General features: G+C 51.8%; 13 protein-coding genes, 1 tRNA gene and 9 pseudogenes. 20 read left to right on the top strand and 3 right to left on the bottom strand.

The window, feature by feature from the left end:
- Positions 1-157 precede the first annotated feature (157 nt).
- The 3 genes and pseudogenes from JCM15764_RS17180 to thiD form a co-directional block, all read right to left on the bottom strand.
- Positions 158-233: transfer RNA gene (locus JCM15764_RS17180), tRNA-Thr, on the bottom strand.
- A 65-nt stretch (positions 234-298) separates the two neighbouring features.
- Positions 299-1,609, bottom strand: a complete 1,311-nt coding sequence (gene thiC / locus JCM15764_RS17175; protein ID WP_054697913.1) for a phosphomethylpyrimidine synthase ThiC — start codon at positions 1,607-1,609, stop codon at positions 299-301.
- Positions 1,610-1,611: 2 nt separating this feature from the next.
- Positions 1,612-3,103 (bottom strand): annotated as a pseudogene (gene thiD, locus JCM15764_RS17170) (bifunctional hydroxymethylpyrimidine kinase/phosphomethylpyrimidine kinase).
- A gap of 385 nt (positions 3,104-3,488) precedes the next feature.
- Between thiD and alr the strand changes: the two are divergent.
- From alr to JCM15764_RS17080, 20 genes and pseudogenes are all read left to right on the top strand, one after another.
- Positions 3,489-4,612: pseudogene (gene alr, locus JCM15764_RS17165) on the top strand (alanine racemase).
- A gap of 22 nt (positions 4,613-4,634) precedes the next feature.
- Positions 4,635-5,673: pseudogene (gene selD, locus JCM15764_RS17160) on the top strand (selenide, water dikinase SelD).
- Positions 5,594-6,924 (top strand): annotated as a pseudogene (locus JCM15764_RS17155) (ASKHA domain-containing protein). Before selD ends, JCM15764_RS17155 begins: the two co-directional pseudogenes overlap by 80 nt.
- Positions 6,925-7,033: 109 nt before the next feature.
- A pseudogene (purH, locus tag JCM15764_RS17150) lies at positions 7,034-8,598 on the top strand (bifunctional phosphoribosylaminoimidazolecarboxamide formyltransferase/IMP cyclohydrolase).
- Positions 8,599-8,641: 43 nt separating this feature from the next.
- Positions 8,642-9,911: pseudogene (gene purD / locus JCM15764_RS17145) on the top strand (phosphoribosylamine--glycine ligase).
- Positions 9,912-10,416: 505 nt separating this feature from the next.
- A complete protein-coding gene (locus tag JCM15764_RS24745) occupies positions 10,417-10,995 on the top strand; it encodes a hypothetical protein (protein WP_243689288.1) in 579 nt (192 codons plus the stop codon).
- Positions 10,996-11,325: 330 nt separating this feature from the next.
- Entirely contained in the window at positions 11,326-12,279 is a 954-nt protein-coding gene (locus tag JCM15764_RS17135) for a hypothetical protein (protein ID WP_054697907.1), read from the top strand.
- A 59-nt stretch (positions 12,280-12,338) separates the two neighbouring features.
- A pseudogene (gene purE / locus JCM15764_RS17130) lies at positions 12,339-12,835 on the top strand (5-(carboxyamino)imidazole ribonucleotide mutase).
- Between the two features lie 110 nt (positions 12,836-12,945).
- Positions 12,946-13,218 carry a cytochrome c7 gene (locus JCM15764_RS17125; protein ID WP_054697904.1) on the top strand — a complete coding sequence of 91 codons (273 nt, stop codon included), beginning with the start codon at positions 12,946-12,948 and terminating at the stop codon, positions 13,216-13,218.
- 179 nt (positions 13,219-13,397) lie between these two features.
- A complete protein-coding gene (gene resB, locus JCM15764_RS17120) occupies positions 13,398-14,765 on the top strand; it encodes a cytochrome c biogenesis protein ResB (RefSeq protein ID WP_054697902.1) in 1,368 nt (455 codons plus the stop codon).
- Positions 14,766-14,819: 54 nt separating this feature from the next.
- Positions 14,820-15,667: pseudogene (gene ccsB, locus JCM15764_RS17115) on the top strand (c-type cytochrome biogenesis protein CcsB).
- A gap of 104 nt (positions 15,668-15,771) precedes the next feature.
- On the top strand, positions 15,772-16,452 hold the full coding sequence (locus tag JCM15764_RS17110) for a cytochrome c3 family protein (RefSeq protein WP_243689287.1): 681 nt from the start codon (positions 15,772-15,774) through the stop codon (positions 16,450-16,452).
- Positions 16,449-16,592 (top strand): hypothetical protein, encoded by a 144-nt coding sequence (locus tag JCM15764_RS24740; protein WP_243689286.1) that lies wholly within the window; start codon positions 16,449-16,451, stop codon positions 16,590-16,592. Before JCM15764_RS17110 ends, JCM15764_RS24740 begins: the two co-directional genes overlap by 4 nt.
- Positions 16,571-16,726 (top strand): annotated as a pseudogene (locus tag JCM15764_RS28735) (cytochrome c3 family protein); the annotation flags it as partial. The gene JCM15764_RS24740 and the pseudogene JCM15764_RS28735, both read left to right, overlap by 22 nt.
- 45 nt (positions 16,727-16,771) lie before the next feature.
- The gene (locus JCM15764_RS17105; protein ID WP_054697896.1) at positions 16,772-17,758 is read left to right on the top strand and encodes a cytochrome c3 family protein; all 987 of its coding nucleotides are present in this window, start codon (positions 16,772-16,774) and stop codon (positions 17,756-17,758) included.
- Between the two features lie 30 nt (positions 17,759-17,788).
- The gene (locus JCM15764_RS17100) at positions 17,789-18,886 is read left to right on the top strand and encodes an SMP-30/gluconolactonase/LRE family protein (RefSeq protein ID WP_054697892.1); all 1,098 of its coding nucleotides are present in this window, start codon (positions 17,789-17,791) and stop codon (positions 18,884-18,886) included.
- A 301-nt stretch (positions 18,887-19,187) separates the two neighbouring features.
- Positions 19,188-19,877 (top strand): cytochrome c3 family protein, encoded by a 690-nt coding sequence (locus tag JCM15764_RS17095; protein WP_054697889.1) that lies wholly within the window; start codon positions 19,188-19,190, stop codon positions 19,875-19,877.
- 373 nt (positions 19,878-20,250) lie between these two features.
- On the top strand, positions 20,251-21,612 hold the full coding sequence (locus tag JCM15764_RS17090) for a hypothetical protein (RefSeq protein WP_243689285.1): 1,362 nt from the start codon (positions 20,251-20,253) through the stop codon (positions 21,610-21,612).
- A 56-nt stretch (positions 21,613-21,668) separates the two neighbouring features.
- Positions 21,669-22,490 carry a hypothetical protein gene (locus tag JCM15764_RS17085; RefSeq protein WP_243689284.1) on the top strand — a complete coding sequence of 274 codons (822 nt, stop codon included), beginning with the start codon at positions 21,669-21,671 and terminating at the stop codon, positions 22,488-22,490.
- A gap of 36 nt (positions 22,491-22,526) precedes the next feature.
- On the top strand, positions 22,527-23,486 hold the full coding sequence (locus JCM15764_RS17080) for a glycosyltransferase (protein WP_054697881.1): 960 nt from the start codon (positions 22,527-22,529) through the stop codon (positions 23,484-23,486).
- Positions 23,487-23,506: the final 20 nt, after the last annotated feature.

The raw sequence follows: 23,506 nt of genomic DNA, 5'->3' as shown, positions 1-23,506 counted from the left end.
ACTCCTAACGGTGTTGCATAGTGCAGGAGGCGCCATGGAAAAGACCATTATCGACCTGGCAGCACTAAGGAAACTGCTCCCGTGGGAGGCTTAAACTCGGAACCCCGAGCAAACAAAAAGGGTTTACAGCCTACGCTGTAAACCCCTTGTCTTATTCTGGAGCCATCTAACGGAGTCGAACCGTCGACCTACTGATTACGAATCAGTTGCTCTACCAACTGAGCTAAGATGGCCAATCGAGCTATTCTATTATATCAATTCCTGCGTCAAGTCAACCCATTTGCAGGCATACGGTCATTTACTTGGCCTTGGCCGCCTGTTTTTCCATGGCGTCATCCATAACCTTGTAAGCACAAAACTCACCGCACATGGTGCAGGCGCCATGTTCTGCAACCCCTGATTCGGCGCGGAGGCGCCGGGCTTTTTCCGGATCGATGGCCAAGGCAAACTGCCCTTCCCAGTCGAGCTTCTTCCTGCAGCGGGCCATCTGGATATCCTTCTCCATGGCGCCCTTGACCCCTTTGACGATATCCGCGGCATGGCCGGCGATGCGGGAGGCGATGACTCCCTCGCGGACATCGTCGACGGTGGGTAGGCGGAGGTGCTCGCTCGGCGTGACATAGCAGAGGAAGTCGGCGCCGGCGGCAGCGGCGATGGTGCCGCCGATGGCGCTGGTGATGTGGTCGTAGCCGGGGGCGATATCCGTGACCAGCGGGCCAAGCACATAGAACGGTGCGCCGTGGCAGAGCCGCTTCTGCAACTGGATATTTGCCTCGATCTGACTTAGGGGCATGTGGCCGGGGCCTTCGATCATCACCTGGACGCCGAAATCCTGGGCCCGTTGTGTCAGTTCGCCGAGGAGGATCAGCTCATGGATTTGGGCGCGATCGGTGGCATCAGCCAGACAGCCGGGGCGAAAGCCGTCGCCGAGGGAGAGGGTCATGTCATAGGCCTTGGTGATCTCCAGCAGACGATCGAAGTGCTCGAAGAGCGGGTTTTCCTTTTTGTTGTAGGTCATCCACTCGATGGTGAAGGCGCCGCCGCGGGAGACCACGTCCATGATTCTGCCTTCGTTGCGCATCCTTTCCACAGTGCTTCTGGTGACGCCGCAATGCACGGTGATGAAGTCGACGCCATCTTCGGCGTGCTTGATGATTCCTTCGAAAATATCGTCAACCGTCATGTCGACGATGGCCTTGTTCTTTGTCCGGACAGCATCCAGCGCTGCCTGATAGAGAGGCACCGAGCCGATGCAGGCAGTAGTTTCGGCTATGATGGCGCGCCTTATTTCGTCCACAGGTCCGCCGGTGGAAAGATCCATGATGGCGTCGGCACCGTGTTTGACAGCGACCCTGGCCTTTTCCAGTTCCTTGGCGATATCCAGATCGTCGGCCGAACTGCCGATATTGGCGTTGATCTTGGTGCGGAGCCCTTTGCCTACAGCCAGAGGGCGGCCATTGCCATGTTTTATGTTGTGGCAGATGATGATATTTCCAGCAACCAGCCCGTCACGGATGAATTCCGGGGAAACGCCTTCGGCAAGGGCTGCTTCCTTCATTTCCTTGGTAACGATGCCCTGGCGGGCAGATTCCAGTTGTGTCTTTTCCATAGTTACTCCTGACATGGCACGCCTTGTTGACAGCGGACCTTTTGTGCCGCCATATAATGGTTTACCGGTCCGTGTCCTTTACCTAAAGGGTGGGCCAGTTTTATTGCAGCGGTGATGAATTCCTTGGCGCGGGCAACCGCCTGCGGCAGCGGCTCGCCTTGGGCCAGGAAGGTGGAAATGGCCGAGGCCAACGTGCAGCCGGTGCCATGGGTGTTTTTGGTGAGAATGCGCGGCACCGGAAACTGGCTGAAGTTTTTCCGTCAAAAAGGATGTCCACGGCAGTTCCTTCTGCCAGATGGCCTCCTTTTACGAGTACGTTCCTGGCCCCCATCTGGTGCAGGGTTTTTGCAGCCCGTTGCATGTCATCCTCGCAGCTTACGGTGAAGCCTGTCAGTTTCTCAGCTTCCGGAATGTTCGGTGTCAGCAGGTAGGCGCCCGGGAGAAGTCTCTTCTTGAAGACGGCCAATGCTTCCCGGTCGATGAGTTCTGCTCCACCCTTGGCCAGCATCACCGGATCTATGATGATGATCTTCTTGCCATACTGCTGCAGCTTGTCGGCGATGATGCCGATGTTGTCTGCGGAGAAAAGCATGCCTGTCTTTACCACGTCTACGTGGATATCGGACAGAACGGAATCCAGTTGCTGCGCCAGGAATTCTGCAGGCACACCATGGATGGCTGCGACTCCGCGGGTATTCTGGGCTGTGAGGGCAGTCATTGCCGACGCACCATAGGAGCCGAGAAGGGTGATGGTTTTCAGGTCGGCCTGAATGCCGGCCCCGCCGCCGGAGTCGCTGCCGGCGATGGTAAGGACATTGCCGCGGGGGAATTGTGCTCTGCGGTTGAAAAGAAGTGCAAGTTCGGCAGCTGCCAGGCCCGGCTCCCTGTGCCCCAGGATCGCCGAAATAACCGCCAGGGCGTCTGCGCCGTTATCGACTATCTGACTGCCGTTGTCACGATTGATACCCCCTATGGCAACGACAGGCAGTTTCACCCGTTCCTTTATTGCCGGCAATGCTTCAGGGCCGGCCAAATGGCTGATCTCCTTGCTGTCGGTGGGGAACATGGCGCCCAGACCTATGTAATCGGCACCGTCGGACTGAGCCTTGAGGGCTTCTTCCAGGTTGTGGGTGGATACACCGATGATCTTTCGCGGGCCAAGCTCCCGCCGTGCCTCCAGCGAACTGCCGTCCTCCTGGCCAAGATGAAGCCCGTCTGCGTCAAGGGCCTTGGCCAGCGCCAGATCATCATTGACGAGAAAGGTGACGCCTGCTTCGGCACATTGTTTTTTCAGCTGCAGGCCGATGGACAGTTTTTCGCCAGGCTCACCTGTTTTTTTCCGATATTGAACGACGCTGACACCGCTGTTGATGCTGCCTTCACCCGTTCGGCAAGCCGAGTTCCTTCATCGGTAATCAGATACACCCCTCTGATGGGGGAGTTATTAAAGTCCCGATCGACTACAAGACGGAGAAAATCTTTTCTGTTTTCCATGGACATCCTGCTACGAACGTAAAAGCCGGGGCAAAGCAGGAAAAGCCGCGGCAATAAGGTCGCGGCTTTTCAGAGGTAAATCGGTTATGTCTGGCCACTTTTTCTGCGCCTGAAAATCCGGACAGTACAAATGATTTCAGCGTCAGCCAAACTCATTCTATTGTTTGCTATTTCTGGATGTATACAAAAGTCACATAACCTAAAATATATTTGCTGTTTAGTCAATGATTTATTGCGGGTGTAAGATGGATTGTGCAGGTACAAAAAGAGCCGTTTCCGACGAAAAGCAATTCATCTTTACAGTGTCGGAGATACGTGCTAGAAAATCTTCCATCGCCCCATTAGGCAATTAGTCAATTACGGCAGATGGAGTCTGAAACTGATTATCGACAGTCGCCCTACCATAGCCGAGATCGATTTATCCGCTCTCAGGCACAATTTTCTTGAGGTAAAAAAGGTGGCCAGGCCGGGTTGCGGCCTGCTGGCGGTGGTCAAGGCAGATGCCTATGGCCACGGTTTCATGGATATTTCCCTGGAACTGGAATCCCTTGGAGTTACCGCCTTCGGTGTTGCTTTTCTGGCAGAAGGGATCCAGCTGCGCAAAAGCGGCATCGATCGCCCCATCCTGATCCTCGGAGGAATTTATCCGGGCCAGGAAAAGAAATGCGTGGGCTTTAACATTTCCACGGCGGTTTTCAGCCTGGAGCAGGCCAAGGCTTTGGATGAAACAGCCCGAAAACTTTACCGCAAGGCCAAGGTCCATCTTAAGGTCGACACCGGCATGGGGCGCTCGGCGTAACCATTGCCGAGGCCGCGGCTTTCCTTCGGGAATTGCGGGGGCTGAAAAATATCGAGCTGGAGGGTATTTTTTCCCATTTTGCTTCAGCCGACGAACTGGACGAAAGCGGCGGCCGCTATACTGCACAGCAGGCGGAAAGGTTTGCCCAGGTGCTGCAGGAAGCGAAGAAAGTCGGCTTCTCTCCCACCTATGTGCACATTGCCAACAGTGCCGCTGCCTTCAGCCGGGATTTACCCTTTTGCAACCTGATGCGTCCGGGTATTGTCCTTTACGGAGCCTTGCCTTCAGCCGACTTCAAAGGGAAAATAGATGTGAAACCGGTAATGCGGCTTAAAAGCAGGGTTGCCATGCTGAAATGGGTTGAACCGGATACCTCCATAAGCTATGCCCGTCGCTATGTGAGCAAGTAAAACCCTGGTGGCAAGCGTCCCGGTAGGCTATGCCGATGGGTATGACCGCGGCCTGACCAACAAAGGTGAAGCATTGATCCGCGGCCAGCGGGCAAGGGTGGCTGGCACCGTCTGCATGGACTGGATCATGCTCGATGTGACCACATCCAGGGCATTCAGGTGGGGGACGAGGTAATCCTGTTAGGCTGCGACGGCCAGGGCAACTGCATCCATGCGGAAGAGCTGGCGGAGCTGGCGGGCACCATTCCCTACGAGATATTTTGCGGGATCAGCAAGAGGGTGCCGCGCGTATATATCTAGAAGATCACAAAACAGGCAATCAATGACCAAGCAGAAGATAAAATTGACCAATATGGTGAAAGCGGCAGGTTGAGCGGCCAAACTGGGCCCGGCGGGCCTGGAGAAAGCTTTGGCCGGTCTTCTGCATTCGGATGACCCGGCTCTTCTGGTGGGTGCGGAGACTGCGACGATGCCGGCATTTACCGCATTGCTGATGATCTGGCACTGGTGGAGACCACTGACATCATTACACCACTGGTGGACGATCCATTCACCTTTGGCCGCATAGCCGCCGTCAATGCCCTTTCCGACGTCTACGCCATGGGGGGGCGGCCGGTGACGGCAATGAACCTGGCGTTTTTCCCGGCCTGCGACCTGCCGGGCGAGATTCTTGCGCAGATTCTGGCCGGGGGCAAGGATGCCATGGTAGAGGCTGGGGCATGCCTTGTCGGCGGCCACACGGTGGAAGACGATGAGCTGAAATTCGGCCTGGCTGTCACCGGGCTGATCCATCCTGACCGGGTGATCAGGAACTCCACCTCGCAGCCCGGGGACAAGCTGATCCTGACCAAGCCGCTCGGTACCGGTATCATATCCACGGCAATAAAGGCGGGCATGATCTCTGCGGCAGATGCAGAAGAAGCTGCGGACTGGATGTGCAGGCTGAACAAGGTTGCCGCAGAGCTGATGGCGGAATGCGGCGCCCATGCCGCCACCGACGTTACCGGTTTCGGCCTCGTCGGGCACGCTTGCGAAATGGCCCGTGGCGCAGGGGTAACCATCGGCATCCGACTTTCCAGCGTTCCGGTCCTCTCCCCTGTTGGTGCACTGATTGCTGACGGCCTGGTTCCGGCGGGCTGTTACCGTAACCGCGATTACTACCAGCCTTTTGTCGGCAACGGCAGAAATTTGGGAGACAAGCTTCTGCCGCTCTTTGATCCCCAGACCTCTGGCGGCTCCTGATTTCCCTTGCCTCCACAGCTGCGGAGCATTTTCTAGCCCGTGCCGCCCAGAGCGACTGTTTTGCCGTCTGCATCGGCGAGGTGCTGCCGCGCGGAGAATTCCCCATTGAAATCATCTGAACAATTGGTCCTGGCCTTCGACGTGGGGACGACAACCATTGCCGCGTCCCTTTTGAATCGGGTAACCGGGGAGCGGCTGGCCTCAGCGGGCCGCCTGAACCCGCAGCGCGAATTCGGCGCTGATGTGGTGACCCGTCTGGCTGCAGCGCTGAGTTCCGATGAAGAATCACAGGCAATGACCAGGCTCATCAATGGAGAGCTGGAGTCCCTTGCTACGGAGCTGTGCACCAAAGCCGGTGTCAATGCCGCTGATATAGCCAGCATGGCAGCTGCCGGTAATTCAGTTATCGAACACCTCCTCCTGGGCCTTCCCGTCAATTCACTCGCCTTTCCTCCCTACCGGCCCCTCTTCCCCTCGGGAATGAAGCTGCGCACCACACAGCTGGGGTGGGCACTGGATGTCGACTGTCGTATACTCCCCATGCCGGGGGGGTATGTGGGAGGAGATCTGGTCGCGTTTCTTTTCGGTGCATTAACGGAAGGCGAAACCGATGATAATCCCTGTCTTTATCTCGATCTTGGCACTAATGGCGAGATTGCCCTGGCAGCAGGAGAGAAGATATTTGCCACCTCAGCCGCTGCCGGTCCCGCCTTTGAAGCAGGTAATATTGCCTGTGGCATGGTCGCCTTGCCTGGTGCCATCGACCGCGTCAACTTGGACAAAGGCAGACCGGAAATCAACGTTATCGGTGACTGCAGTCCGGTCGGAATCTGCGGATCAGGGGCCATCGCCGCTCTCGCTGCCATGCTTGAGCAGGGGGTAGTTGATGAGACCGGCCGTCTGTTGGCGCCGGAGGAAATTCCCTCCAATCTGGCAAACCATGTTCAGGAACGGCAAGGGGAGAATATTTTCGTTCTCTATCGTGATGCAAACCGCTGCATCTACCTCAGCCAGAACGATATTCGCCAGATCCAGCTGGCAAAAAGTGCCATCAGTGCAGGAATCGAAGTACTGCTGTCCCATGCAGGCTGAATAAAACGGATCTGAAGCAAGTGATTCTGACCGGCTCCTTTGGGGTGGTGCTTTCCTCTCAAGACCTAAAAAATATTGGAATTTTCAGTGAAAACATGGTAAAAAACTGTCGCTTTGTCCATGAAGGGGCATTGCATGGTGTGGAAACTGCAATCCTTGCCGCAGATGATTTTGCCTCTCTTGATAAACTTGCTGAGGCGATCAAAGTTATCCCCTTGTCTGGTACCCCTGCCTTTGAGAAAAATTTTTTTGAGTACATGAATTTCCCGAAGCAATAAAGTGCAGCTTGTCACGGTTGCTTGTATCTAATATTCAGGTGCGACAGACCGAGCCTGCCGCTTTTTCTTTCTATTTTTAACGCTAAAAATTTTAAAAAAGGAGCATGACATGGCAAAAATTTCCCGCGCGCTGATCAGCGTATCGGACAAAACAGGGATTGTAGATTTCTCTAAAGAGCTGGCAGGGTATGGAGTGGAAATACTCTCCACCGGCGGCACCGCCAAACTCCTTCGCGAAGCCGGGCTTGCAGTCAAGGACGTATCTGAGTTTACCGGCTTTCCTGAAATGTTGGACGGCCGGGTGAAGACCCTGCATCCCAAGGTCCATGGCGGTCTCCTCGGCATGCGTGGCAACGCGGAGCATGTGGCTACCATGAAGGCCCATGGCATAGAGCCTATCGACATGGTGGTGGTGAATCTCTACCCCTTTGAGGCGACTGTTGCCAAGCCGGATTGTACCTTGGAGGACGCCATCGAGAATATAGATATCGGCGGACCGACCATGCTCCGCTCTGCGGCAAAAAACAACGCCGATGTGACTGTGCTGGTGGACCATAACGATTATCGCAAAGTGCTGGACGAGATGAAGCAGAGTGGGGGCGCTGTTTCTTCCGCAACCAACTTCGGGCTGGCAGTGAAGGTTTATCAGCATACGGCAGCCTATGACGGGGCCATTTCCGACTGGTTGGGCGCCAGGACCGGGGAAGGTGTTGCAGAATATCCCGATACCCTGACTCTTCAGTTCAAAAAGGCCCAGGGGATGCGCTATGGCGAGAACCCGCACCAGTCGGCTGCTTTTTATGTGGAGCGCGACGTGAAGGAGGCATCCATAGCCACTGCACTACAGTTGCAGGGAAAGGAACTTTCCTACAACAACATCGGCGATACTGACGCGGCTCTGGAATGCATCAAGCAGTTCAACGAGGGGCCGGCCTGCGTCATCGTCAAACATGCCAATCCCTGCGGCGTTGCCATTGGCGCTAATCTGCTCGACGCCTATGACCGTGCCTACAAGACAGACCCCGAATCGGCCTTCGGAGGCATCATCGCCTTCAACGGCGAGTTGGACGAAGCTGCGGCAAAGGCCATTGTCGATCGCCAGTTTGTCGAGGTGATCATTGCTCCCAAGGTTTCGGCCAAGGCCAGCGAAATCATTGCGGCAAAAAAGAATGTGCGCCTTCTCCAGTGCGGACAGTGGCAGGCCGAATCCCTGGCCCGGCTGGATCTGAAAAGGGTCAACGGCGGACTGCTGGTCCAGCAAACCGACCTTTCCCTCCATGGTGAACTGAAAGTGGTAACGAAGCGTCAGCCGACGGAAAAGGAGATGATCGACCTCCTCTTCACCTGGCGGGTGGCGAAATTCGTCAAGTCAAATGCCATAGTCTATGGCAAGGACGGCATGACCATCGGTGTCGGCGCCGGCCAGATGAGCCGGGTCAACTCTGCCCGCATAGCCGCAATCAAGGCGGAACATGCCGGCCTGCAGGTCGCCGGTGCGTGATGGCCTCAGATGCCTTTTTCCCATTCCGCGATGGGATAGATAACGCAGCCCAGGTTGGGATCACTGCCGTAATTCAGCCGGGTGGCAGCATGCGGGATGAAGAAGTTATCGCTGCAGCCGATGAGCACGGCATGGCCATGGTATTTACTTCCATGCGCCATTTCAGGCACTGATTACCTTCTTCACAGTACTTTGGTCAATTGACGGGAGGCTTAATTGAAAATTCTAGTTATCGGAAGTGGCGGACGTGAACATGCCTTGGTTTGGAAGATAGCCCAATCGCCGCTTGTGGAGAAGGTGTATTGTGCCCCTGGGAATCCGGGAATCGGCACCATTGCAGAGAATGTACAGATCAAGGTCGACGACCTGGCGGGACTCCTTGCTTTTGCCAGGAAGGAGGCAATCGATCTGACCGTGGTCGGACCGGAACTGCCACTTTCACTGGGAGTAGTGGATCTTTTCGAAGAGTACGGGCTGAAAATATTCGGGGCGCGTAAGAATGCCGCCATTATCGAGGCAAGTAAAGCGTTCTCCAAGGATCTGATGAAAAAGTATCATGTGCCAACGGCAGCTTACGAGGTTTTTACAGAGGTCGAGCCTGCCATAGCCTTCATCGATAAAGTAGGTGTTCCCATTGTTGTCAAGGCTGACGGACTGGCTGCCGGGAAAGGGGTGATAATTGCCCAGACACGGATGAAGCTGTATCAGCCGTAACGGATATGCTTTCCGGCAACGCCTTTGGTTCAGCGGGCTCACGAGTTGTCATAGAAGAGTTTCTCAGGGGAGAGGAGGCCTCATTTCTTGCCTTCACCGATGGCGAGAATATCATTCCACTAGCCAGCGCCCAGGACCACAAGGCGGTCTACGATGGCGATACCGGTCCCAATACCGGCGGGATGGGGGCTTATTCGCCGGCTCCCGTGGTTACGCCGGCGATCCATGAAAAGGCCATGGAAGAAGTGATGCGGCGCACTGTGGATGGCATGGCGGCCGAGGGGCGGCCATATCGCGGCGTGCTCTACGCCGGTTTGATGATCGATGGCGATAATGTCAAAACCCTGGAGTTCAATGCCAGGTTCGGCGATCCGGAATGCCAGCCATTGCTGATGCGGATGAAATCGGATATCGTACCGGTACTAATGGCAGTTGCCGAAAAAGACATCAGTAATGTGCAGATCGAGTGGCATGATAAAGCTGCTGTATGTGTGGTAATGGCCGCGCAGAACTATCCGGGTGACTATGCAAAGGGTGACGTGATTACGGGTCTTGACGTTGCCAATGCTGACGATCTCTTTGTTTTTCATGCCGGCACGGCCCTGGACAATGGCAGGTTGATTACCAATGGCGGCAGGGTGCTGGGTGTTACTGCCCTGGGTTCTACGGTAAAAGAGGCTATAGAGCGGCTTATTCAGGGGTTTCGACCATTTCCTGGCGTGGGGTTCACTACCGGAAGGATATCGGAAGAAAGGCACTTATCGGCAGGTAGTTGCATAAGTCTGCTGATCTCGGTGGGAAACATCTGCAACTGTTACAGGTTTCGCTAAGGGTGGTACACTGGAACGCAAAGAAAATGACAACCCAGCCGGCACAGCTACAGATGAGCCCGCCGAAAGCAAAAGCAAGGGAAAGCTGTCAAAATGGCTGACTCCGGGCGCTCTGTTTTTTTTCGCCCTGACAGCATTTTTGCTACGTTCCTTGCCCTGGAAGAACTTTGTCGGCCTGGACGGCCAATATCTGTTCTATGGCCCTGACAGTTATGACCATCTACGGCGTATAACCCTGGGTATGACCAGCTTTCCAGCCGTTCCCAGCTTTGATTCGTATTATGGCTATCCCCTCGGTACCGGCCAGATCTGGTCACCGGTCTTTGATTATCTCATTTCTGCTCTTGTGCTGCTGTTCGGGGGGATGTCCATACGGCTCATACGCTGGGATTCTGGCTTCCTCCGGTTCTTTCCTTTTTCACAATTTTTATGGTTTATGCAGCAGGCGTGCGATTTTTCGGCAGCAGAGCGGGTTTTGTTGCTGCAGGCGTTACTGCTTTGCTGCCGGGCCACATCATCTATTCCCTTGTTTCGGAGCTTGATCACCATGTTGCCGAACCGATGGTCTGCCTGGCAATAGTGATCTCCCTCCTCAAAGCATTTGAACATCTTGACGAGGGGAGCCCGACAAGTATCGATTGTTTGGGCACCGGCGGCTTGATGGTGTTTTCCATCCTGATCTGGCGCGGCTCGGTGATTTTCTGGGGAATTTTTTTTTCTGGCCCTCGCTGTGCAGATCATAGCCGAAAGAGTCTCTGGCCGGGACGCAAAAAAACTGTCCCGATATGGGCGCAATGCCTGCCTTTTTGCGACTCTGCTGCTTTTGCCAGTGTGCTCCTTCGACCTGTGGGGAACTGCACAGGGAGTAAGTTTCGGCATCATTTCGTGGTTCCATGTCATTTTGCTGGCTTCATTTGCTGGGTGTCTCCACCTTTTAGGCAACCTGCAGACAACGAAAATAAAGTTTCATGCGGTCACTGTTATCGCGGTCATTGCCGCTTTTTTAGTACTTGCTCCAGGAGGTAAAAAATTTCTTCTTGAGCTGCTGTCGGGGATTTCGGTCATCGGCGGGGAAGATCCCTGGCTGGATTCCATTTCAGAGCTGCGCCCGATGCTTTTCCCTGCCGGGAAATTTGATCTCCGCCATGCCACTGAAACCATGAGTTTTCTCTATTGGCTTGTCCCTGCTGCTTTAATCCTGTCCTTCATTCGGTGGCGCAACAGCAGCTTCAGGGATTTCCGCTACTCGGTATTCATCGTCTGGGGTGGGGTGCTCTGGTTAATTCCCTTTTTTCGCGAGCGATATATTCACCTGGCTGCACTTGCCACTGCGCTGTCAGCAGGGTTACTTTTCCTTTGCTGGACCGAGAGAGCTTCAACATTTTTGAAAAGGTACTACGCCTATGCTTCAGCATGCCTGTTACTATTGTTACTGATCAGCCTTCTGCAGCTTATATCAAGGACCTTCCCAATATCACCCTGCCCGACCGTGAGAAATCGGACCTTATGGCTTCCCTTGCCTGGCTTCGTGAAAATACACCGGCTACCTCCTTTTTCCTTTCAGCGGAAAAGGTTCCGGAATACGGCGTACTATCTGACTGGAGCCTTGGCGCATACATAGACTACGTTGCAAGACGACCGACAGTCTCGACAAATTTTGGCTGGGAGACCCATGGCCTTTTCGAATCGGCATCTTTCCTGACCAGCACCAGGCCGGAGGATGCAGAAAATATCCTGCGTCTGAACAAGGTTCGCTATCTTTTTCTCAATGAAGTCACCGGAAATCTTCCCTGCCTGAAATCAATTGCTGAATTTGGCATCAAGAAGAGCAATTCAACAATTTCCGGGCAGACTTTTAACCCTTTGGCTACGATGTATTACAGGCTTTACATTCAGAATGGCTCGGCTTACCGGGTGGGAGGGAATACGGAACACGCGCTGGGTAAATACCGTCTGGTATTTGAATCGGCAAATGGTTTTGTGGATCCCTATGCCGGATTTGTCAGCCATTACAAAATATTCGAGCTGGTGCCTGGCGCCGTCATGAAGGGCAGAGCCCAGCCCGGTAAAAACATTTCACTAAAATTGCTGCTCGGTAGTCAGGGGGGCAGACCCTTTACCTACCGCGAAGAAACAATAGCCGGAAGCAATGGTGAGTTTACCTTTATCATCCCTTATGCGACAACGGGTAACGCTGCCGCAGGCGTGGCTCCAGTTGGTAAATACAGCATAACAGCAGGAAATGAAAATTTTCTGGTCCATGTCAACGAGGCAGCCATTCAATTCGGAGAAGTGATTCAAATAAATTGAGCTGAAATCCAGATGGGGAACCTGATCTGATACGTCAATCAACGGGGAGTTTACGAATAATGAGCAAATCTCTTGTTTTAATCGTCATGGGAAGTGAATCTGATCTGCCGGTAATGGAGGAAGCAGCCAAAGTATTGAAAGAGTTCGGCGTGTCCCACGAGATGCGCATCTCATCTGCGCACCGTGCTCCCAAGAAAACCGGCTCATGGCTGCAGAGGCAAGGGGGCGTGGTGTCAGGGTCATTATCGCCGGCGCTGGGATGGCTGCCCATCTGGCCGGTGTGGTGGCTGCAGAGACGACTCTGCCTGTCATAGGTGTGCCGATGCCTGGCGGCGCCCTCAATGGCGTTGATGCATTATATTCAACGGTCCAGATGCCCGGAGGGATACCCGTGGCGACCATGGCCATCGGCAAAGCCGGCGCGAAAAATGCCGGCTTGTTCGCCGTGCAGATACTTGCGCTGGCAGACAATGAACTGGCCGGGAAGCTGGCCGTCTTCCGGCAGAGCATGGCCGATGAAGTGGAGGAAAAGGACGCCAGATTGCTGACGGCGTAACTTGTTGAGACATTACTGCTAATTTTAATGAATGATTTGCCTTGACAATAACCGGTTGGTTGTATTATTTTTCGCATGTTTTTTATTTTAATGTGAAGGAGGTGACTCGAATGAAAAAGATTTTTGTTGCGGTTGCACTGACCCTTACTTGTGCAGTTGCTGCCATGGCAGCAGATACCATTTCTCTGCCTGCAAAGAATGGTAATGTAACCTTCGAGCACAAGAAGCACCAGGAGTCCCTGAAAGACTGCAAGGCCTGCCACGAGAAGGGCCCGGGCAAGATTGAAGGCTTCGGCAAGGATGCCGCTCATAAGCTTTGCAAAGGTTGCCACGAAACAAAGAAGGCCGGCCCGACCAAATGCGGGGAGTGCCACAAGAAGTAGTTGCGCGATTTAAACCGGGTGATCGAGAAGGGGTGACATTTGCTTGTCATCCCTTTTTTTAGTTTCGAGGCGGAGCTTAATCAAATTTTATTTTGCCGCGGTTGATGATTTAGTTTATACTGCCCTGTCGGTTATGGTTTTCCCACCGAAGATGATCATAAATAACTCAGGAGACAGCCTTGACAACAAACAATCGCGGATTTGCACAAACGTTGTGGGATTTTTTCTGTTCACTGAAGCTTTCCATCTTCCTCCTTATCGGCCTTGCCTTAACGTCCATTATCGGCACGGTCATTCCCCAGGCGCCGGTCCCCCAGGAATACCTTCAGACCATCACCCCCTTTAAGATGCAGCTCTATGAGAAGCTTGGATTCTTCGACATGTACCACTCCTGGTGGTTCATTCTGCTTCTCTATCTTTTGACGGTCAACCTCATTGCCTGTTCCATCAAAAGGCTGCCGCGGGTATGGAAGATTGTTTCCGAACCGACGTTGGTCATGGATGAGGGATTCGAAAGATCGCTTTCCCATACCCACGAAATCAAAGCTCCAGGCAGCGCTCCAGCCATGAAGGACAAAATGGCGGCATTTCTCAAAGCCGAATTCGCTGAGCCGACTGTGACCGAGGCTGGCGGCGAATATCACTTATTCGCCCAAAAAAGCCCCTATTGCCGTCTTGGCGTATATGTAGTTCATCTGAGCATTATTATTATATTCATTGGCGCGCTTATCGGCTCCTTTTTCGGGTACAAGGCCTATGTCAACATCGCCGAAGGTACCGGCGTAGATTCTGTTGAGAGCCGGTCAGGCAAGAACATCCCACTGGGATTCTCCGTCAGATGTGAAAAATTTGCCGTTTCGTTTTACGATACCGGTGCGCCAAAGGAATTCAAAAGTATCCTCACGGTTTTTGAAAACGGCAAGCCTGTTCCAGACTATGAAAATGTAAAAGTCATCGTCAACGACCCGCTTACCTACAAAGGCATCACATTCTATCAGTCTTCCTACGGGGCTGCCGGCGATACACTTTATCGTTTCTCTGTCAGAAGCCGAAATGGCGGGCAGCCTGTGCCCCTGATCGCCCACGAGGAAGACCGGGTACCGCTACCTGATGGTGGTTTCATGCAGATCATCGGTGTAGCGCCTGAGGTCGGCAGTGACTTCCCCGGTTGTTCAGGGCCCGGGGCCAAACTGGAGATTACCCGCCCCAACGGCAAAAAAGAATACGCCATAGTGCTGCTTAATCCCGCTTGCCGCGATTTCGATGAAAAACGTGGCAGTGACCTCATCTTCACTTTTGACGGCAAAGACGAAAAGTTCTATACCGGACTACAGGTTGCCAAGGATCCAGGGGTATGGGTGGTCTGGCTTGGTTGCTCTCTGATGGTGGTAGGCATTTGCATGGCGTTCTTCATGTCACATAAACGCATCTGGATCAGAGTCGCCAATGGTCGTGTTACGTTAGGGGGGACTGCCAGTAAGAATCCTGCAGGATTTGAGCTTTTATTCCAGGAACTGGCTGCCAAGCTCGACAGTAGTATTAAATAAGTCAATACATTACTCTCTAAAACCCAACTGTAGCCACAGCGGAGGAAAGATCGAATGTCCAGTTCCATGCTCTTTAACGTTACGACAATTTCTTACATGCTCTCAACGTTGCTATTTCTGGCATTTCTTGCCACTAAAAACAAAAGCATAGGGCTTTCCGGTACCATTGCTGCAGGTTTCGGCTTTATAGTCCAGACGACCGCCATCGGTCTCCGCTGGAAGGAATCCTACGACCTGGGACGCGGACATGCTCCATTGTCCAACCTCTTTGAATCGGTAGTGTTCTTCGCTTGGACCATCATCCTTATTTTTCTGATCATCGACTTCAAGTACAAATACAGGCTGTCGGTTTTTTCGTGGTACCCTTTGCTCTGTTAGGCATGGCCTGGGCCCAGCTTGGCCTTGACAGCGGCATAGAGCCATTGGTGCCTGCTCTGCAAAGTAACTGGCTTTTGTATCATGTAGTCACCTGTTTTCTGGGTTATGCTGCATTTGCAGTAGCCTGCGGCCTTTCCATCATGTATCTCATTCGTGAAAAACAGGAGGATTCGTCGGCTTCTTCACCGGCAGGAGGGGTAATCGGAATGTTTCCCTCCGTCAAAGTTCTGGACGACCTGAATTACAAGGCGATCATGATCGGTTTTCCCCTCTTGACCCTCGGCATCGTCACCGGCGCTGCCTGGGCAAACTATGCCTGGGGCACATACTGGAGCTGGGACCCTAAGGAAACCTGGTCACTCATAGTCTGGTTCGTATATGCCGCATTCCTCCACGCACGCATAACCAGAGGCTGGGTCGGCAGAAGGGCAGCCATCCTTTCCATCGTCGGATTTGCCGCTACCATTTTCTGCTATCTCGGCGTCAACCTTTTCCTGTCCGGCCTGCATAGTTACGGCAAGTAAGAAAATTCCGTCCTGAGCCACCTGACTCGCACATGGATTAAATAGCTAAAATGGTGATGACAACACCTATACGTATAAAATACAGGCCTACGTTCCTGTCTGCCTTGACCATACTGTTGTCTTTGCTGGGTACCGGTACCCTGAGAGCTGAACCCCTCGACTGCCGGCGCTGTCACAGTGATTCGGAAAAAGCCAGCGTAAGGCATTCACCATTTGCTGCGGGTGAATGCTCATCCTGTCATCAGCTTGCCCAGGACAAACGGCATCCTGAACAGAAAGAGGCCATTGTTCTTGTCGGCGATGGTTCAAAGCTCTGCAGTCAATGTCACGAAGCATTGGACACCGCCAAAAATGTTCATGGTCCGGTGGCATCAGGCGACTGCATTTTCTGTCATACACCGCATTCATCTCCAAACGACAAGCTACTCAAGGATACAGGCATTGCCCAGTGCCTGAACTGTCATGAGAATAAATTCCAGCAAAAATACATGCATGGACCTGTTGTTGAGGGTAAGTGTTTTATTTGCCATGATCCCCATCAATCCGACAATCCTTTTATTCTGAAGATGGGCCTTCCTGCACTCTGTTTGAGCTGCCACGATGCCTCGGCCATGTCCGGCAAGTCGGTCCACGCCCCGGTCAGGAAAGGTAACTGCCTTGCCTGTCATGATTCCCACGGCTCACCATACCGCAAGCACCTGCGAAAAGATTTCCAGGAAAATTTTTATCTGCCTTCAACCCTGACAATTTTGCCCTTTGTTTTGACTGTCATGCGTCGGAGATGATCCTTGACCGGCGGACCGACAGCCTGACCGACTTCCGTGACGGAGACCGCAATCTGCATTATCTGCATGTCAACAAAACAGATAAAGCCGGTCTTGCAAAACCTGCCATGATGCACATGCAGCAGAACAGGCAAAATTAATCAAAAGAAAGATTCCGGGTTTTGGAAAATGGGAGATACCCATTGAATTCCAGAAGACTTCTACCGGAGGCACATGTATCGTTGGCTGTCACAAGCCCAAATCCTATGACAGAACAAAAACCAATGAATTCTGACATCAAGGTTACGGTTGCAACATATTTGGTAATAGGAGATGTTTTTTGAAAGGGAAACCAGCTTTTTTTGCGGCGTTATTGGTTCTGTTTGCGGGTTTTTCCGCTGACGCGGCAATAACCTTTATCTATCCCTCTCCGAAAACCCTTGTCAAACGTTCTGATTACCTGATCCTTAAAATGAACAACCCGCAGATTTCCGGGATCAAGGTAACTGTTAACGGCCTGGCCAGTGATACGATGCTGATCGGATCCGCCGAGTACAAGAAGGCATTTCAGGACCTGGTAATACTACAGCCGGTATGGGATGGTGGAAAGAACGAGATTATCGTTGAGGGGTATGATGGTGAGAAAAAGATTGAAGCGGCCTCAACGGAAATTTTTTTCATCGACAAGCCTGCCGCAAATGTTCCGTCCCAATATAAGCGGAATGTCATGCACGTACCTGAACTGGAAAAATATTGCAGCCCATGCCATGACATGAATCCTACTACAGCACAGCTGGACACCAACATGGACAAAAAAAATCCATGCTATGGTTGTCACAAGAAAATGGGAAATACCAATTTTGTGCATGGTCCGGCCGGAACCTTTTCTTGTGCTTACTGCCACAACCTCAAGGGAATACCAAAATATGCCGTGATGCTCCGCGATGCCGCGTTATGCAATGAATGCCACGCCGATAAGGCGAGTGAGTTCAAAAAGAAAAAATTCCTCCACGGTCCCATTGAAGCCGGAATGTGCGAAATCTGCCATGACCCCCACGGCAGCAACTTCACCAGCCAATTGCGGCTACCCATCAACGAACTGTGTCTCTCGTGCCATGAATCTGTCGGCAAGGAAACCCATGTGGTGAGGCTGACAGACGGGGCGGGTCACCCGCTAAAAGACAAGCCTGATCCCTCAAAACCAGGCTCGGGCCGTGATCTTTCCTGTATCTCTTGTCATAATCCCCATGGGGGAGAGGCCCGATTCTTTTTCCAGAACAATGTCGAAGACAGGATGCAGCTCTGCCAGGTCTGCCATAATAAATAATCCGATCCTGTAAAGGTAAAAGGAGTTTGTATGAAAAGTGTAAAAGCAGTAGTCGTTGTTTTGCTGTACCTTTCGATTTCAAGCATCATCGCCGGCTGTGCGTCAGCACCCGTCGCGAAAAACCGCGTCTTTTGGCCGCCCCTTCCGGACGATCCAAAAATCGAGTGGCTGGGAGCATATCGTTCGGAGAATGATCTGCCCAAAACGGGCAGCCAAAAGTTTTTTAAAAACATCGTTGGCGAAGAGGAGCCGATCAGGTTTAACCGTGCCATGGGCATAGCGTCCGACAGCTCCGGCACCGTCTACATCACCGACCCATCCGAAATGCAGATCGTCGTCTATGATTTTAACAAGAACAAGGTCCATGTCTTTGCCGAAAAAGATAAGGAACTGCAATCCATGATGAAAGAACCCATGGGCATTGCCGTGGACAACAACGCCAATATCTACGTTTCCGATGCGAGTGCTAAAAAAGTGTTCGTTTTCAACAGGGACGAGAAACTGATCAACACCATCAACCTGACGCAAGACACAAAGCGCCCTTTTGGCATTGCAATCGATAATGATCGTAAAAGGCTCATTGTGGCAGACCCTGTTGTTCACAACCTTGAGGTCTATGATCTCAATGGCAAACACATGAAAACCATCGGCAAACTCGGTTCAGGACCGGGGGAATTTTATGGGCCCACCTGGGTTGCCGTATTGAGAAATGGTAACATTGCCGTTTCCGAGTCCAGGAATTGCCGGCTGCAGCTGCTGGACCCGGAGGGTAAATCGCTTCAGATCATAGGCCAGCGGGGAGACCGTCCAGGCGAACTGCAGATGCCCAAGGGAATAGCTGCGGACTCTGAAAATCATCTTTATTCCGTTGACGGCAGAGCAAATGCGATCAATGTCTTTTCGGAAACCGGGGAATACCTGCTGACTGTCGGGGGAGGCTACTCCGCTGAAAGAAAGGTCGCCCCCGGCGGTTTTTTGCTCCCCATCGGCATATTCATCGATCAGAAAGATACCATCTATGTGGTAGATCAAATGAATCTCCGCTTCCAGATCTTTCAATACATGAATGACAAGTATAAAAAAGAGAACCCTGTTGCAGCGGTTTCCTCTTCTTCTGTTGCCAAGTGATCTTGTCAACCGCTTTTTAGTTTGCAGTTATATGGCTGGGTAAAACGTTATTGAACGATGAGTGCGCCGCGATCGTCAAGTCTTGTTGGATCGAAAATATAGCAATAACAGTCTCTTAGGGGTGGTTGCTCTGCTGGCACGCAAGTTGCTATATGTTAAATCAAATCTAATATTGCTTTTCAAGCATCAGGCGCATTCATTCAATAACGAAAGGAAGGTGAAAGAACTAAGTATCACAGCAGTCGTTTTACCCAGGCATCTAAATCAAGCAACAAAAAAATGAAAGAGGAGGATTATCAAGATGAAAAAAGTTTTATTGACAGCAGCAGCAGTACTGACCATGGCCGGTAGTGCAATGGCCGCATCAGTTGTCGCCAGCAAGCACGACCTCTCGACCGGTGGCCCACAGACTGTGTACAACACCAACACCCAGCAGGTATGTGTTTTCTGTCACACCCCTCACAATTCCAAAGAGACACGGGCTCTGTGGAACAGGAACAGCGCCACTTCAACAAGCTACAAACTGTATACATCCGGTGTCTGGGCCGAGCAGGCCTCCTGGTTTGAGAGTGGCCAAAAAGGAGTGATTAAATCTGACAGCCCCTCACTCATGTGCATGAGCTGCCATGACGGCAGCAGCCTCAAGGCCGTTGTAAACAAACCGAAAGATGTAACTGCTCTTTCAGCAAGCAGTGACACAATTGGAACCAACCCTGCTAACCTTGGTACAGACCTGACCAACGACCATCCTATCAATATCAAGTATCAGGACTACCTTGATAACACCAAGTACAGCGGCACCACTGCTACTCTTTCTGCTGTAGAAGCTGGCGGTGTGGTTGGTGCGACTGCCGGCCTTAAACTCCCGCTGGCCAAAGGCATCACCGTGGAGTGTAACACCTGTCACAACGTACATGACCCTGCAAACGTGCCTTTCCTCCGTGGAAGCATGGGCAAAAGTGCTCTTTGCACTGCATGTCACCTGAAGTAAGTTGAGGTGTTGAGCCAAGAGGAGGAGGGGGTAACCCCTCCTCTTTTTTTGTCTTATGAATTTCCCCTTCAGTTTGCTCGCTTGCGGCACCTTTCTCAGGTTACCTGCCTACTCCCTCAAACTTGCCTGTTTGTTTGGCGAATTGAATCACCATCTCCAGTTTAGGGGTGGCCTGTTTTTTGGCTGCCTGATTTGGGCTAAATGGCTAGTCGAAGTTGCTTCTCTGTGCATTAGTGGGCCATAACTCTTAATCATCTGTAAAATAAGGCTATTACGGTGTTTTTAGTTGCGTCAAAAAAAGCCGGCAAGGTATAGTAATTGCAGAAAATGCTACAGATAAAGATGGCAACTGTTTATAACTCTCAGAGTTGTTATGAAATCAATGTCTTATAAAAATCTGCTCAACAGGGTGAAGTCTTGCCGACTTCGGCTCGTGCTGGGGCTTCTTTTGGCAAGCAGTTACGTGTATTTGCCTGTGGCCCAGGCGGCCTTCGTCGGTGAAGCAGAGCTGGGCTACGTGGACTACAGGGCCGATGTCAATGGAGCCAGGTCTATGGACGCTTCAGCTTTCAGGCAGCGCTATTCGCTGCTGTATTCCAAGGCTGATGTCCTTGCCAATGGCCGGCTGGGCAAATACCGAGTTTCTTTAGGCTATGAATGGGCCGCCGTCGACTCCAAGATCAAGGAATATTCAGGGCTGCAGACCTCGGTGGAATCATCATCGGTCAGCGCCGGCCATATACTTTTCCGCGGCGACGTGATCTTGTCCCCGCAGCAACTGCCGATCAAGTTTAGAGCGTTCAGCCATGATCTGAAGCGGGCAAGCTTTTCAACCATCGGTTATTATGGCGCTTCAAATTTGATTGAGCCGGGGATAACCAATTCGGTTTTTGCAGGAACAAATATCGAAAGTGGGGTTTATGCGGAAATAGGTCTGAAAGAGACCATGAGCCAGGGATCTTCGAGCATTTTTGCCCAGATGCCGCGTCTTTATATCGATTATCGCGATAACATCATCAAGGACCTGGACAGCTTGTCGCCCATTGACAGCAGGATGAAAAAGCTTTCCTTTGTCAGCCTCAACAAAAAAGACAACTGGTTTCATGTCAGAACAATAAACTACATCGATTATCTCCGGTCAACCAATGATTTCAAAGAGACGCAGGTGATTCTTGGCACCATAGACCAGCACATGGACCGCAAGTGGGTCGATTTCTCCAACTGGATAAAGCTTTCTGCTGATGGGCAGTTCATCAAGCATACGGAATACAACGACAATTATGAATCATATGAGCTCAACCTTTTCGGCATTGCATCCAGGAGCCGTTGGGAAGCCAGGTCCTTCAATACCTTCAGACGTACCCTTGACCTAAGTGGGCTTACCTACGATACAAAAATTCCCCTTTACGTGTCTGGATATGCCGGTCCTGATACGGACTGGCGGGTCCGGGTCAGTACCGAACAAAGCAAGGTAAGTCTTATTCAGGACTATGACACCTCAGACACCCTGGTCTCCTATAGAATAAATACCTTCAAACGCGAGGCCTTTACTCTTGCGCATACAGGTGCCATTGAAAGCTACGAGCACACTGACATAGGTAAGACGTTGAGCCTGGATGCACGTGTTGAGGTCGCCAGCTCCAGAAGATTCTCGACCAAGGTGGGAATTATTGGCAGCTACAACATCACCTCGCGAAAAACCAGCCAATTAATGCAAGCGAAAATAGCTCGATGACACAGGTATTCGATTTAAAAGGTGTCTACACCCCTACCAATTCATGGAAATTTGAATTGGAAGAAAATATCACCATAGGAAGTGGCAATAGCTCCGACGACCTGACCACTCAGAGTTACAACACCCAGAGCAGCTCCGTTGGCACTGGTGTCTCATCTTTTAATGTGCCTGACGATAGCTATACACGCTATCGGACCATGGTTAAAGCCGACTGGCAACCAGCAGCACGCTTGAAGGTGGGTTTTACCGTCACTGATGATTTACTGCAGGCAAAGGGCAAAAAGACGGAACATGGTACGGAGTATGCCAATACCATCGATTTCACCGACAAGCGCCTCACTGCAAGATTGACGACACGTTATACCACATCCACCTTATCCAGTGGTTCATTGTCCGGATTCGGCAGTAACGGACATATCTCTTATTCCCCCGACCGTTCTCTGGACAACTCGGTCTCTTATTCTTACGGCAATATTAACGACCGTGACGGATCAAAATACAGCAGCTTCACTTTAAGGCAGAGCACCAACTATTTCCTCTATACCGATTATGGAATAAGCCGCCGTATTCTCGAGCTGAATCAGGGCGTTGAATACGAGGGACAGTCGTACAGTACAGGCCTCAGGAGGACCACCAAAAGCCTGATTGGCGGCTTCAGGTATTACCCTATCAGCAGGCTTTTTCTTGCAGGTAGAGCAAAATATTCACTCCTCACCTATGAGCCAGAGACAAATGCCACCCAAAGCATATATAATGCCACTATAGGCATCAATTTCAACCTGATACAGGCAACCCTCGATTACAGCCTTGGCCGTCAGAATGGTAACGGTAACAGGTTGGAAAGACGTTTTGAAGCCAATCTGAAAAAAGTATTTTAGATATGAACAAAGGATGAAAATCATTCCAAATTCAACATGGAATCTCTGAGAATATCCATAATCATTCCGGTAAAGCCTGCTGGAACCGTCAAGGCTTTACGGAACCTCGCCCGTGTTGAGTATCCTCCCGAACTGTTCGAGATATTTGTCGCAGAAGGCCGCAGACCCAGCACCCAGAGAAATCATGCTGCCGCCAAGGCAACGGGAGACATTTTATACTTCCTTGATGATGACTCGCTGGTTGAACCACATTGTCTGGCCAAACTGGCTTCTCATTACCTGGCGGATCCTGCTGTGGCAGCTGTCGGCGGCCCTTCACTTACCCCTGACGGGGATTCGGCTTTGCAAAAGGCGATCGGTAAAGTATTTATCTCGCTTTTCGGCGGTGGCTGTAATCGCAATCGCTACCGGCAAAACGGAATGATGCGGGAAACTGACGACAGCGAACTTATCCTGTGCAACCTCAGCTTTCGCAGGGACGTATTCATGCAGAGTGGCGGGTTGGACGAAAGGCTTTATCCCAACGAGGAGAACGAATTGCTGCACAGGCTCAAAGAAGCAGGAAAACGGCTGCTCCATGATCCTGACCTTGCAGTTTTTCGCAGTCAGCGAGCTTCTTACCCTGCCTTCATCAAACAGATCTTTGGCTATGGGCGGGGCAGGGGAGAGCAGGTACGCATCAGCAAGGAGATAAAAATCTTTACCTTCGGGCCATCATTGTTTATCTTGTATCTGCTATTTACGCCTTTTTTCTTTGGAACATTATATACAGCTCCATTGGTGGTTTACTTAGTCCTTGACCTGTGGTTTTCATTCCTGGAAGGGCCAAAGAACGAGCACAGATTTGCTTGGCTCAAAGTAATCCTTTTTCCCTCACTGCATTTAAGCTATGGCGCAGGTTTAATCGCAGGTCTGGTTCTGCCACGCTTCCATAAAGCAGCGGCTGATTCCGGTGAAGTGAAAATAACAAGAATGAAGAACATGGATGCAAATTGATCGATGTACGGGAGCATTTC

It is taken from the genome of Geotalea toluenoxydans JCM 15764, from assembly GCF_001311985.1.
In the GTDB taxonomy this organism is placed as follows: Bacteria; Desulfobacterota; Desulfuromonadia; order Geobacterales; family Geobacteraceae; genus Geotalea; species Geotalea toluenoxydans.
This window is presented reverse-complemented; position numbering and strand designations above follow the sequence as displayed.